At 74.3% G+C, this 12875-nt stretch carries 12 protein-coding genes; 2 read left to right on the top strand and 10 right to left on the bottom strand.

Features of this window, described 5'->3' with window-relative positions; all coding sequences use genetic code 11:
* The coding region (locus tag VIU94_RS28520; RefSeq protein WP_331915521.1) for an ArsR/SmtB family transcription factor at positions 1-290 on the bottom strand (290 nt) is incomplete at its 3' end.
* A 162-nt stretch (positions 291-452) separates the two neighbouring features.
* Here VIU94_RS28520 and VIU94_RS28515 point away from each other — a divergent pair.
* Positions 453-1451: a zinc-dependent alcohol dehydrogenase family protein gene (locus tag VIU94_RS28515; RefSeq protein WP_331915519.1), complete on the top strand. Its 999-nt coding sequence runs from the start codon at positions 453-455 to the stop codon at positions 1449-1451.
* A 13-nt stretch (positions 1452-1464) separates the two neighbouring features.
* Here the strand turns inward: VIU94_RS28515 and VIU94_RS28510 are convergent, their stop codons facing one another.
* From VIU94_RS28510 to VIU94_RS28480, 7 genes are all read right to left on the bottom strand, one after another.
* Positions 1465-3441, bottom strand: coding sequence for an ATP-binding cassette domain-containing protein (locus VIU94_RS28510; RefSeq protein ID WP_331915517.1), 1977 nt, complete (start codon positions 3439-3441; stop codon positions 1465-1467).
* Positions 3442-3672: 231 nt separating this feature from the next.
* Positions 3673-4167: a nucleotide triphosphate diphosphatase NUDT15 gene (locus VIU94_RS28505; protein ID WP_331915515.1), complete on the bottom strand. Its 495-nt coding sequence runs from the start codon at positions 4165-4167 to the stop codon at positions 3673-3675.
* A gap of 104 nt (positions 4168-4271) precedes the next feature.
* A complete protein-coding gene (locus VIU94_RS28500) occupies positions 4272-5207 on the bottom strand; it encodes a universal stress protein (RefSeq protein WP_331915513.1) in 936 nt (311 codons plus the stop codon).
* A gap of 63 nt (positions 5208-5270) precedes the next feature.
* Complete coding sequence (locus VIU94_RS28495) at positions 5271-6467, bottom strand: RsbRD N-terminal domain-containing protein (protein ID WP_331915511.1); 1197 nt, start codon at positions 6465-6467, stop codon at positions 5271-5273.
* 151 nt (positions 6468-6618) lie between these two features.
* Positions 6619-7206: a 3'-5' exonuclease gene (locus VIU94_RS28490; RefSeq protein ID WP_331915509.1), complete on the bottom strand. Its 588-nt coding sequence runs from the start codon at positions 7204-7206 to the stop codon at positions 6619-6621.
* Between the two features lie 74 nt (positions 7207-7280).
* A complete protein-coding gene (locus VIU94_RS28485) occupies positions 7281-7946 on the bottom strand; it encodes a GntR family transcriptional regulator (protein ID WP_331915507.1) in 666 nt (221 codons plus the stop codon).
* 41 nt (positions 7947-7987) lie between these two features.
* Positions 7988-9205, bottom strand: coding sequence for a CaiB/BaiF CoA transferase family protein (locus VIU94_RS28480; RefSeq protein ID WP_331915523.1), 1218 nt, complete (start codon positions 9203-9205; stop codon positions 7988-7990).
* Between the two features lie 160 nt (positions 9206-9365).
* Between VIU94_RS28480 and VIU94_RS28475 the strand changes: the two genes are divergently transcribed.
* On the top strand, positions 9366-10541 hold the full coding sequence (locus VIU94_RS28475; RefSeq protein ID WP_331915505.1) for an acyl-CoA dehydrogenase family protein: 1176 nt from the start codon (positions 9366-9368) through the stop codon (positions 10539-10541).
* A gap of 52 nt (positions 10542-10593) precedes the next feature.
* On the opposite strand, the gene VIU94_RS28470 is transcribed toward VIU94_RS28475, so the two are convergent.
* Together VIU94_RS28470 and VIU94_RS28465 are read right to left on the bottom strand one after the other, a co-directional pair.
* Entirely contained in the window at positions 10594-11097 is a 504-nt protein-coding gene (locus VIU94_RS28470; protein ID WP_331915503.1) for an FBP domain-containing protein, read from the bottom strand.
* A gap of 88 nt (positions 11098-11185) precedes the next feature.
* Positions 11186-12547, bottom strand: coding sequence for a DUF6777 domain-containing protein (locus VIU94_RS28465; protein WP_331915501.1), 1362 nt, complete (start codon positions 12545-12547; stop codon positions 11186-11188).
* Positions 12548-12875 lie beyond the last annotated feature (328 nt).

Here is a 12875-nt window from a genome sequence, read left to right as displayed (position 1 = left end):
GCGGTGTCGAACTCGTCGCGGCGCAGCGCGTTCATGCGCGAGGTGCCGACGTAGTACTGGCGGATGAGGCCCGCCTCGCGGAGCACGTGGAAGTGGTGCGTGGCCGTCGACCTGCTGACCGGCAGCTCGATCGTGCCGCATGCGAGGTCCTGTTCGGCACAGGCCAGTTCGCGGACGATCCGGCGGCGCACCGGGTCCACCACGGCCTCCAGCACTTGCTGCAGCGGAACCGTTCGCACGTCAGGGTGCGGTGGGACGCGATCCCCTCCGCCGCGCTGTGTCGTCGTCATTCAGCCTCGACCTCCAGCGCCCATGCTACGACACGCATCGAAGTATGGCGGCAGTCAAAGTATGACGGCCATCGAAGTTTGACAGTGATCGTAGTTTCCGCTTCAGTTGGCACCGGCGGCGCGCCGAACGCGTCGCCGTCATCGGTCGAAGGGGGATGCGTGATGGCCAGGACGGTGCGATTCCACGAGCACGGCGGGCCCGAGGTGCTGCGGATCGAGGACGTGGAGGTCGGCGAGCCGGGCCCCGGCGAGCTGCTCGTCCGCGTCGACGCGATCGGCGTGAACCGGGCCGAGGTGCTGTTCCGCACCGGCCACTACATCGAGCCCGTCAAGGAGTTCCCCGCCCGGCTCGGCACCGAGGCCGCCGGCGTCGTCGAGGCCGTCGGCCCGGGCGTGATCGGCTTCGCGGCCGGACAGCCGGTCAGCGTGGTGCCCGCGTTCTCGATGAACCGTCACGGCGTCTACGCCGAGCGCGCGATCGTCCCCGCGACCGCGGTGCTGCACCGCCCCGAGGGGATGGACGCCGTCTCCGGCGCCGCGGTGTGGATGCCGTTCCTCACGGCGTACGGCGCGCTGGTGGAGGTCGGCGGGATGCGGGCCGGCGACACCGTCGTGCTGACCGCGGCGTCCAGCAGCGTCGGCCTCGCCGCGATCCAGGTCGCCCGGCGTGTCGGCGCCGTGCCCGTCGCCACCACCCGCACCCCCGCCAAGAAGGACGCGCTGCTCGCGGCCGGGGCCGCCGACGTGATCGTCACCGACCAGGAGGACGTCGTCGGCCGGGTGCGCGAGCTGACCCGGGGAAGGGGTGCCGAGTTCGTCTTCGACGCCGTCGCCGGTCCCGGCGTCCTCGATCTGGCCCGGGTCGTCGCCCCCGGCGGCACGCTCTTCCTGTACGGCGCGCTCAGCGGCGAGCCGACCCCGTACCCCGGGTTCGAACTCGGCATGCCCGCGCTGAACATGCGCACCTACACCGCGCTCGAGACCACCATGGATCCCGAACGGCTGCGCCGCGCCGAGGCGTTCGTCGCCTCCGGCCTGCGCACCGGCGCGTTCGCGCCCGTCGTGGACCGGGTGTTCACCCTGGACGAGATCGCCGACGCCCACCGCCACATGGAGGCCGGCAACCAGGTCGGCAAGATCGTCGTGACCGTCGCGCACTGAACGTCCGTACGTCTCACGACGGTTCGGGGTCGGCGGGGGCCGGTTCGGCGGCGGCCGCCTCGGCCTGGCGGGGCACGGCCGGGGCGTACTGCGCGGCCTGGGTGCGGAACATGGACGCATAGCGGCCGTCCAGGGCGATCAGCGTGTCGTGCGTGCCCTGTTCGACAAGGCGTCCCTCGTGCAGCACGTAGATCACGTCGGCATGGCGGACGCCCGACATGCGGTGGGTCACCAGGACCACCGCCCGCTCCGGCCCGGCGAGCCGGCGGATCCGCTCGAACGCGGCGATCTCCGCCTCCGGGTCGAGCGCCGAGGTCGGCTCGTCGACCACCAGGACGCCGTCCGCCGTGCCGGTGCGGGCCCGCCAGTGCGTGCGGGCCAGGCCGATCTTCTGCCACTCGCCGCCGGAGATCTCCGCCGCGCCGCGGAACATGCGGGCCAGCAACGTCCGCAGCCCGTGCGGGAGTTTCCCGATCACCGACCCCGCGCTCGCGTACGCGACCGAGGGCGCCAGCTCCTCCTCGCCCGCCTCCCGGCTCGGACGCCCGATACGGATGTTCATCGCCGCCGTCACCGGCCAGCGCTGGAAGTCCTGGGTGAGCAGCGACACCCGGTCGAACAGCTGGGCGCGGTCGAGACCGGCGAGATCCGCCTCGCCCCAGCGAACCGCGCCGCCGTGCGGCAGCAGCAGCCCCGCGAGGATCTTCATCAGCGTGCTCTTGCCCGAGCCGTTCTCGCCGACCACCGCGACCACCGACCCCATCGGGACCGCCAACGAGACCCCGTCCAGGGCCGGTTCGTCCCGGTCGGGGTAGCGGTACGTCACCTTCTCCAGGGTCACCCCGCTCACCCGCACCGGCACGTCCGCGCCCCCGGCCGGGATCGCCCGCGCCGCCGCCTCCGCGAGGAAGCGGTCGTGGTCCTGGACGTACAGGCTCTCCTCGTGGAGCTGGTTCACGTTCATCACCAGCGCCCCCAGGCTCGCCGAACCCGCGCGCACCGCGATCACCGCCGTGCCCGCGACGGCCAGATCCATGTGACCGGCCATGATGAGCCAGCCCATCACCCCGTACGTGGCCGCCGTCGCGAGCCCGGAAAGCGCCGCCGCCACCAGCTCGGTGACCGCCTTGCCGTCGGCGAGACGGCGCTGCTCGGCCTCCGCGCTCTGCGCCATGTCCCGGTACCGGTCGAGCAGGAAGGCCCCCACCCCGTGGATGCGCACCTCCTGCGCCGCCTCGCGCTCGGTGAGCAGATTGCCGATGAGCCGGCTGGCCCGTACGTGCTCCACCCACGTCATCACCGACACGTACCGTTCCTGGGCGACCCGCATCGCGCCCCAGCCGCGCGGCGCGGCGATCAGCAGCAGCATCGGCAGCAGCGCCGGATGCAGCACCGCGAGCACGCCGCCCGTCGCGATCAGCGCGATCGTGCCGTTGAGCGCCGCCACGCAGGCCCCGATCATGCGCCGCGCGGACGCCGCCCCGTACTGCGCCACGTCGATCAGCCGGCGGAACGCCGGGTCCTCGATCGCCTCCAGCTCGACCGCCGTCGCCGCCGCCAGGTACTCGGTGGTCGCGATCCGCTCCACCAGCGGCTCCAGCCGGCCCGCCCGGGACGTGGACCAGCCCGCCAGGCCCGCGTTCACCACCGCGACCACCGCCACCAGCAGCAGCGACGGCAGCGCGGCGCGCAGCCGTTCGGGGGCCGTCCCGCCGTCCAGGAGGGCGTGCATCACCCCGTTCACGGCGAGCAGGCTCGCCGCCGCCGCGATGCCCTGGCCCACCTCGCTCACGCCGACGCCGAGCAGCGACGGACGGTCCGCCCGCCAGGCGCGCCGCAGGGTGCCGCCGACCAGCCGCGGCATCGCGCGGATCGCCGTGAGCATCGTCAGGTCCAGCTGCGCGCGCTCGTGCTGCGACCAGCCCGTCTCGTACCGCAACGGGCCGCCGAAGAGCTCCCGTTCGGCGGCGGAGACAGTGGGCTCGGTCATGCGGACCCGTCCGAGGAATCGCTTCACGCCGGGGACCTCCGTGGGGGACGCGTTTCATGGCGCACCCGACGAGACTGCCCGCGCTGCACCGGCCGGAACCGGCGAAATCCGGCGCTAATCGGGGGAGTCGGGGCGGTGCGGGGCGCATTGAGGAGGCGCGGGGGTGGGTGGACGAGGGGCGCACGGAGGAGGCGCGGAGGCAGGCGGACGAGGGGAAGGCGTCGGCCCGTGTCAGGCGTCGTGGTGCACCGCGTACCGGTGGAACGCACCGTTCTCCAGCGGCAGTTCGGGCCGCCAGCTCTTCAGGGCCTGGCTCGACGGGACGAACAGCGGCCCCGGCAGCGCGTCCGGGGCGAACCACTCCCAGCGGTCGATCTTGTCCGGCTCGGCCACGGCCGGCGTGCCGCGGTGCGCCCGGACGACCGCCACCGCCGTCATCCGGGTCAACCGGGCCTCGTGCAGCGCGTCCAGCAGGATCGCGACGACCTCGACGTCGTCCGGGTCCGCCTCCAGCGTGGTCTCCTCGGCCAGCTCGCGGGCCGCCGCGACCTCGATCGACTCGCCCGGGTCCACCTTCCCGCCGGGCAGCTCCCACACCCCCGTCGGATGCAGCCCGAGCAGTACCCGCCCCTCCGCGTCGGTGACGATCACGCCCGCGCCGAGGGACGCCTGCGCGGCGGGCGCCTGGAGGTTGCGGTGCGGCTGGGCCTGCTCGGCCGGGATCATGGGAGCTCCTCGCGGTGCGGACGTACGACGACGAGTCCACAGGTACTACATTCCGCGCGGCCGCCCCGCACCCGACCCCTCCGGGCGGCGCGGCTCAGTGCGGCTCAGTGCGTCGAGGGCTGCTCCGGGCGGGCCGGGACCACCGCGACCGGGCACTCGGCGTGCAGCAGCACCGCGTTCGCCACCGAACCCATCAGCATTGCCTCAGGGCGCAGCCGGCGGTGGTGCCGGCCGACGACCAGGAGACCGGCGGTCCGGGAGTCCTCGACGAGCCGGCCCGCCGCGTCCGAGGGCGCGACCACCTGTGACACCTCCACGCTCCGGTACCGCTCGGTGAACGGCCCCAGCCTGGTCGCCTGGTGCTCCTTCGCCTCCTCGACCAGCTCCGGCCGGTCCGGGTCGGGCAGCTCGGTCAGCGGCATCACGGGCGCGGGCGGCCCGACCATCAGCAGCGGCGACACGGGCACCGGGTACGCCGTCACCGCCTCAAGCGCCACGCCCCGCCGCCGCGCCTCCTGGAAGGCGAACTCCAGGACGTCGTCCGCGGTCTCCTCCGGATGCAGGCCGAGCACCACCCGTCCGGCCTCCGGCCGGTCCGCCAGCGCCGCGGCCCGCGCCTCGTGCGGCACCACCACGACGGGGCAGGGCGCGACCGAGGTGAGCGACCGGCTCGTCGAGCCGAGCAGCAGGCTCGCGAAGCCGCCGCGGCCGCGCGAGCCGAGCACCAGCATGCGGGCCTTGCGGGCCTGCGCGAGCAGCGCGTCGGAGACGGAGCCCTCCAACGTCTCGTACGAGGCACGCACCGTGCCGTCGGCGTACGCCTCCACCCGCCTTCTCGCCCCGTCGAGGACGGCGTCGACGATCTCCGGGTCCTGGCCGAGCGAGTGGATGCGGGCCAGGCCCACCTGGAGTTCCTCGGGGCTGACATGGACGACGCGCAGCTCCGCGCCGAGCCGGTGGGCAGCGCCGAGCGCCCACTCCAGGGCCCGGCGGCTGTGCTCGGATCCGTCGACGGCGACAACGACAGGCATTTCGGTCATACGGTGACGACTACCCCGTGCGTCGGAGCGCACGCAGACGGACAGGTCCGGACGGGGCGCCCGTCACAGGCGCAGGCGGCAGCGGGCGGTCAGCGCGAGCGACAGCTCGACCACGTCCGCCGGGCGGGTCAGCGAGCGCCCGGTGAGCTGCTCCAGGCGGCGCAGCCGGTTGAGCACCGTATTGCGGTGGCAGTACAGCTGGTGGGCGGCGCGCTGGGCGCTCCCGTCGCAGTCGAGCCAGGCGCTCAGCGTCTCGATCAGCACGTCCCGGTCTGCGGGTTCGAGCCGGAGCACCGGGCCGAGCACCCGCTCGGCGAGCGTGGCCCCGAGGGCCGGCGAGGACGCGAGCAGCGCGGCGGGCAGATGCTCGTCGAGCAGGACGGTGCCTCCGCCCGGCGGGCAGGCTCGCAGCGCCACCTCCGCGAGTCGACGGGCGTCGCCGACGGCGGCCAGCGTCTCCACCCGCGAGCCGATGCCGATCGCCGTCCCCGGCGGCCCGGTCAGGGTCCGTGCCAGCGCGCGGAGCGTGCCGTCGCCGACGAGCACGAGCCCGTACGCGGCCTCCGCCTCCACGTGCCAGACGATCCGCGGCCCGCCCTCGGTACCGGCGAGCGCCCGGACGTCCGGGCGGCCGGCCGCCGCCACCACCGCGTACGCGCCCTCCGCCGGCAGCCCGAGCGCGTCCGCGACCTCCGGCAGGTCGGCGATCCGCGTGGTGCCGTCGAGCAGCGCCGCGGTCATCCGGCGCAGCCTGTCCTCCCGCCCGCCGGCCGTCCGCCTCGCCGCCCGACGATGGGCGTCCGCGACGAGGGTGCAGTGCTCGTCCATGAAGTTCCAGACGTCGGCGGCGACATGGACGAGCAGGCGCACGTCGTCGGGGTCGCGCCGGGCCGTCTCGTCGACCAGCTCCTGCCAGACCAGGCCGCCGCCGAGCCGGAAGGCCTGCAGCACGGCGTCCAGAGGCAGCTCCCGGGCGGCCCACGACGCCCCGACCTCGGCCGCGCACCGGCGGGCCGCCGCGCCGGACGGCCCCGGACCGAGCAGCGAGCCGACATGGTGCCCCAACGAGGCCCGCACCTCCTCCCGTACGCCCACGGGATCGGCGGCGAGCGCCGCGCGGAACGCGGGCTGCTGCGCCGCGAGCGCGCCCGCAAGGCGCTCCGCGAGGCCCGGCAGATCGCCCAACAGGACCCGCGCGGCCCGGTGCAGCACGGCCACCGCCTCGGCGTCGACCGATCGGTCCCGTACGGCATGCGGCATCGCGTTCCTCCACCGGCGTCGATCGGCTCGCTCCCGCACGACGCCCCGCGCCAGCCGGACCGCCGTCGAACGGAAGAATGACATACCGTCCAGTCGGTCCCTAGAGGGCGGACGCGTCTCGTTGGGCGGGGGCGTGCCGTCCGACCCGCGTTCAGAGGGCCGGCGTCGGCCAGCCGCCGCGGTCCGCCACGTCGAGCACGAGCGCGGCGATGTTCCAGGCGTCGTCCTCGCCGCTGTGGTGCCGGCCCTCCAGGGGGAGGCCCGCCACGGTCAGGGCGCGGGCCATGCCGGGGCGTTTGCGCAGGCCGTGACTGTCGGTGAAGACGGCCTTGGCGTTGGTGTGAACCGTGCCGAAGGGGTACGCGACGCCGGTCGCCCGGCACTGGCGGGTGAACTGGTTGCGGTCGTAGTCGCCCCAACTCGCCCACGGGCGAATCCCCGCCCGGTGCTCGCGGGCCAGCAGTCGGCAGGCCTCGGCGAACGACACGCCGCCGTCCACCTCGGCTTGGGTCAGCCCGGTCAGCTCCGTGCAGAACGCGCTCACCCGCGACCGGGCGGGGCGGACCAGAATGCGGTGCCGGCCGAGCCGGCGGTGCGCCGCGAGGTCGACGACGGTCAGGCCGATCTCGATGATCTCGCTCACCGCACCGGGCGGCGGCTGTCCGTCCCAGCAGGTCGCCTCGACGTCGACGACGTTCAGGAGGCTCGCGTCGGGGGCAGCGGGGGTGTCGGGATGCATGTGGGGGAGCCTAGGGAGCCGGAGGCGCGCCCGGCATCTGGATTTCCGGGCCGCCTCCCATGCTTGACACCCCGTCAGCCCAGGTCCAGGACCTCCCGCAGGGCCGATACCGCGTGCTCGCGGTGCAGGTCGAGGAGGCGTACGGCCTCCTCGGCGTCGCCCGCGCGCAGCGCGGCCACGACCGCGCGGTGCTCGTGCTGGACGCGCTCGCGGTTGGGGCGCTCGGCGTAGTACAGGGAGCGGTACGCGTCGGTCGCGTCCCATAGCGTGCCGATCAGGCGGACCAGCCGCGGCATCCCCGACGCCTCGATGACGGTGAAGTGGAACTGCCGGTTCGCCGCGGTCATCTCCGCCACGTCCCCGGCCTCGCCGGCCCGCTCCACCGCCGCCTGCGCCTCATTCAGGGCGTCCGCGAGCCCGGGCCCCGACCGCGCGACCGCCTGCCGGACCGCCTCCCCCTCCAGGAGCGCCCGGATGCGGTACACCTCTTCCAGGTCCGCGAGGGACAGCTCGGCGACGAAGTAGCCGCGGTGCGCGTGGTGGACGACCAGGCCCTCGCCCTCCAGGATCTTCAGCGCCTCGCGCAGCGGCACCCGGCTCACGTCCAGCCGCGCGGCGAGCGCGTCCTGCCGGATCGGCGCGCCCGGGCGCAGCTCGCCGCCGGTGATCGCGCGCCGCAGCTCCTCCAGGACGAACTGCTGGGCGGTCGGCGGCCGCCGCCTCTGCACCGAGCTGCTCATCGCCTCTGACCTCTCCTCGCCGTCGTGACCTGCCCATCTTCCTACGGGGCGGCTCCCTCTCCTGCCGCGAGCCCCAGCTCGGCGAGGAGCGCCTGCGTGTGCTCGCCCAACCGGGGCGGCGCGCTGCGGTACGAGGCCGGGGTGCCGTCGAGGCCGATCGGGTTCGCGACCTGTTCGGCGGCCGCGCCCGCGCCGTCGCCGTCCACCCGTACCCGCGGGTCGAGACCGAGCCGGTCGGCCAGGTCGAAGGCGGCCGCGAGGTCGTTGATCGGCCCGCACGGCACCCCGGCCGCGGTGAGCTCCTCGAACCAGGCGTCCGCGGTCCGCCCGGCGAGCGGCCCGGACAGCGCGGCGACCAGCTCATCGCGGTGGGAGACCCGGGCCGTGTTGGTGGCGAAGCGGGCGTCGTCGGCCAGCGCGGGCAGGCCGAGCCGGGCGCAGAGGGCGCGGAACTGGCGGTCGTTGCCGACCGCGAGCGCCAACGGCCGGTCGAGCGCGTCGAACACCTCGTACGGGGCGATGCTCGGATGCCGGTTGCCCATCGCCCGCGGGACCACGCCCGCGCCGACGTACGCCGACGCCTGGTTGGTCAGCGCGGAGAGCAGCGAGCCGAGCAGCGACACCTCCACCCGCTGACCGCGGCCGGTGCGCTCGCGGTGCCGCAGCGCGGCCAGTACGCCCATGCCCGCGTGCAGTCCGGTGATCACGTCGACCAGCGCCACGCCCGCCTTCGTGCCCCGGCCGTCCGGCTCGCCGGTGACGCTCATCAACCCGCCCATGGCCTGTACGAGCAGGTCGTAGCCGGGCAGATGCGCCCCGCCGTCCGTGCCGAAGCCGGTGACCGAGCAGTAGACGAGACCCGGGTGGAGCGCGCTCAGCTCCTCGTACCCGAGACCGAGCTTCTCCATGGTCCCCGGGCGGAAGTTCTCCACCAGCACGTCGGCGCGGGCGACGATCGCGCGCGCCGCCTCACGGCCCCGCGGGTCGGTCAGATCGAGGGCGACCGAGCGCTTGTTGCGGTTGACGCCGAGGAAGTACGTGGCCTCCCCGTCCACGAACGGCGGGCCCCAGGCCCGCGTGTCGTCGCCCGACCCGGGGCGCTCGATCTTGATCACGTCGGCCCCGAGATCGGCCAGCAGCATCGTCATGTACGGGCCGGCGAGGACGCGGCCGAAGTCGGCGACGACGATCCCGGACAGCGCACCCGTGCCCGCGTCCATGCCCGCGTCCATGCCCGTTTCCTGCGGGTCTGCCGCCATCTCGCTCACTCGTTGCTCCTTCGCCCGTCCGACGGAGGCGAACGTACGCAGCGGTCCGCCGAAATTCAATACTGGATCCAAAATCCGATCTGCGGCTACTCTGCGAGCGGCCGGGAGCCGTACGGACCCGGCGGTGCGCCCACAGCCTGGAGGCCGGAACATGAAGTCGTCGCCCGTCCACCCCTTCGACCTGCTCGCCCTCGACGGCCTGCTGACCGACGAGGAGCGCGAGATCCGCCGCACCGTGCGGGCCCTGGCGGACCGCGAGCTGCGCCCGCACGTCGCCGGCTGGTTCGAGCGCGGCGAGATCCCGGCCCGCGAGCTCGCCCGCACCCTCGGCGGACTCGGCGTCCTCGGCATGCACCTGGAGGGCTACGGCTGCGCCGGAACCAACGCCGTCGCGTACGGCCTGGCCTGTCTGGAACTGGAGGCGGTCGACTCCGGGCTGCGCAGCCTCGTCTCCGTGCAGGGCTCCCTCGCCATGTACGCGATCTGGAAGTACGGCTCCGAGGAGCAGAAGCAGCAGTGGCTGCCGGGAATGGCCGCGGGCGAGACCATCGGCTGCTTCGGGCTCACCGAGCCCGACGCGGGCTCCGACCCGGGCGCGATGCGCACGCGAGCCAAGCGGGACGGCGCGGACTGGATCCTCGACGGTACGAAGATGTGGATCACGAACGGCTCGGTCGCCGACGTCGCCGTGGTGTGGGCCCGCACCGACGAGGGGGTGCGCGGCTTCCTGGTGCCCGCCGGGACGCCCGGTTTCAGCGCCCCGGAGATCAAGCAGAAGCTCTCGCTGCGGGCGAGCGTCACCAGCGAGCTGGTCCTGGAGGGCGTGCGGCTGCCGGCCGACGCGATGCTGCCCGGCGCGCGCGGCCTGTCCGGCCCGCTCGGCTGCCTCAACGAGGCCCGCTTCGGCATCGTCTTCGGCGCGCTCGGCGCGGCCCGGGACTGCCTGGAGACGGCGATCTCGTATGCCGGCGAGCGCGTCGTGTTCGCCCGCTCGCTCGCCTCGTACCAGCTCACCCAGCAGAAGCTCGCCGACATGTCCCTGGAACTCGGCAAGGGCATGCTGCTCGCCCTGCACCTGGGCCGGCTCAAGGACGCCGGGCAGCTGACGCCCGAGCAGGTCAGTGTGGGCAAGCTCAACAACGTCCGGGAGGCGATCGAGATCGCCCGGCAGTGCCGCACCGTCCTGGGCGCGAACGGGATCACCCTGGAGTACCCGGTGATGCGGCACGCCAACAACCTGGAGTCGGTGCTCACCTACGAGGGGACCAGCGAGGTCCACGCCCTGGTCGTCGGCAAGGCGCTGACCGGCGAGGCGGCCTTCCGCTGATCGCGGACGACCTCGGCTAGGGCCTGTCCGGCGGATCAGGGTCGGACATGCCCTAGGTGGTGACCTTGGCGAGGAAGGCATGGAGGTTGTCCGTCGCGCGGGCGACCTTCTCGTCGACCGACAGGGTCTCCTCCTGGCCGCCCGCCCGCAGCTTGGGCTGCTTCTTGCCGCGCACGTACAGCGAACAGGCGAGGTCCGCGCAGAGGTAGATGCCGACGGTGTTGCCCTCGCGCCCCTTCGTGCCCGCCAGCGGGGCGGCGAGCAGGGTGACGCCCGACGAGGCGTGAGCGGTCTGGCAGACCTGGCACACGCTGGACTTGACCGCGCTGGTCCGGCGTGCGGCCGGCACCCGCAGGGTGACGCCGAGCGGACGGCCGTCCGCTCCGGGGGCGACGACATGGGCGCGCAGCGGCGCTCCGGGGTCGATCCAACCGAGGAAGTCGAGGTCCTGCCAGGGGAGTTCCGCGAAGTCGAGCGGGAGGCGGAGGCGGGCCGCCTCGCCCTTGGTGCAGTTCACGAAGGACGCGCGGATCTGTTGTTCGGTGAGTGGTTCCACTCGTACGACCGTACACACGCGCCCGGGGACGGTCATCCGAGTTTCGGACGGCCGTCCCCGGGCGGGGGCAGGTAGGCGAACCGGCAGGTCAGAACGTCGATCCGGTGAACGGCGCGTCCGGTCCCTGGGCCGGGTACGAGCCGTCCGGGCCGGCGTCGGGGGACACCGGGCCGTCGAAGGCCGCCGGACCGGAGTCGCCGGGTGCCGGGGAGTCGACGCCCGCCGACTGGTCCACCGTGCCGTCGCTGGGCGGCCCGTCGGGCGACGCCGGCTCCGACGGCGGACTCGGAGTGTCCGAGTCGGGTGTCGCGGGGGACACCGTGTCCGGCGACGCGGAGCTCGGCGGCACCAGGCTCGCCGGGCATGGCGACTCGGACGGGCTGAGGGACTGCGCGCTGTCGGTCACCGTGACGCACGGCGCCGGCGACAGGGGCGGGGGAGAGATCGACGGCGAGTCCGACGGCGGCACGATGGGCTTCGGGGGCGCCGTCGGCGGGGAGGTCGGCTTGTCCGTGCGCCCGTGGTGGCCCGGCTTACGGGTGAACCACGCGTCGTCGTCCGGGTCGTAGACCACGAAGATGTTCACGATCGTCACCGACGGGGCCACGACGACCACGTCCGACGTCCGGTAGCCCGGCCAGGCCGTGCCCGTCGTCTTGGGCGCGGTCCGCTGCGGGACGGCCGGGGTCAGCGGGTTGCCGCAGGCGCACCGGACGCGCGGCACCCCGCGGTCGTCGACCATGACCGCGGTCCCGGCCTGGAGCACCGCCTGGTACGCGGTCGGCCCGCCGTTCTTGAAGCCGTGGTTGGTGACGCGGGTGTCCACCCGCAGCTGAAGCGGCGTCAGGCCGCGCAGGTAACCCGGCACGGCGGACTGCGAGATGCCGAGGACGGAGGCGAAGGCGGCGTTCTTGGCCCGATCGGCGGCGAGGAAGTCGATCTGCTGCTGGACGTTGCAGCTGGCGACGTTCTTCGTCCCGCCGTACAGGCCGTCCGCCGAACCGGACACGCTGCGCGTCACGTTCGCGCCGGTCGGCCGGGTCGGGCTGGGCAGCGGCGCGGGCGTCTGCGCGGTGTCGGCCTCACGGGCCGTGGACTTGGTGAACGGGTCCGGGCCGGCGGCCGACGCGGACTGCAGGAAGACCTCGCCGCCACCGCCGCCCGCCTGGTCCCCGCCGTCGTCGGAGCGAGTGAGGAGCACGGCCAGCACGACCGCGGCGACCAGCACGGCGGTGATCGCGGCGATCTTCGGGACCGAGCGCCACCAGGGGCCCTCGCCGCCGCCACCGCCCCCACGACCGCCGCCGAAGCCGCCCGAACCGCCCCCGCCGCCGCCATAGGGCGGCCCGGAGGGTGGCGGCGGACCGGCCGACCCTGGGCGGGAGGAGGGACCCGAGAGGGGGCCCGAGGGGGGACCTGTGGGGCGGCCGGACGGCGGTTGGGAAGTCACGTTTTTCCCTTTCTTCCGTTCCGCGTCAATGTGCGCCCCACCCAGAGGCCCCGCAAGCGGAAGGAGCGCCCGCTGACCCGGCGGACGGACACGGGGTGACCCGTACGGAAGCGACGCCGGGTGACGCGTACGGAGCCTGACGTCGGGTGATGTGCACGGGCATGAGGCCGGGCGATGCTCATTCAGGCGCCCGTACGTGGCTGACGCCTCGTGACCCGTACGGGCCTGCCCGGGCCGTCCCGGCGGGCGGCGTGCCCGCACCCCGCCTAGCGTGGGCAGCGTGAGCCGTCAGCCCCCCTCGGCGCGCGGCGCGCCGGCCGGCGCGGGG

This window comes from Streptomyces sp. (assembly GCF_036566765.1).
Classification (GTDB): domain Bacteria; phylum Actinomycetota; class Actinomycetes; order Streptomycetales; family Streptomycetaceae; genus Streptomyces.
The sequence above is the reverse complement of the archived record's forward strand: the minus strand, read 5'-3'. Positions and strand labels throughout refer to the sequence as shown.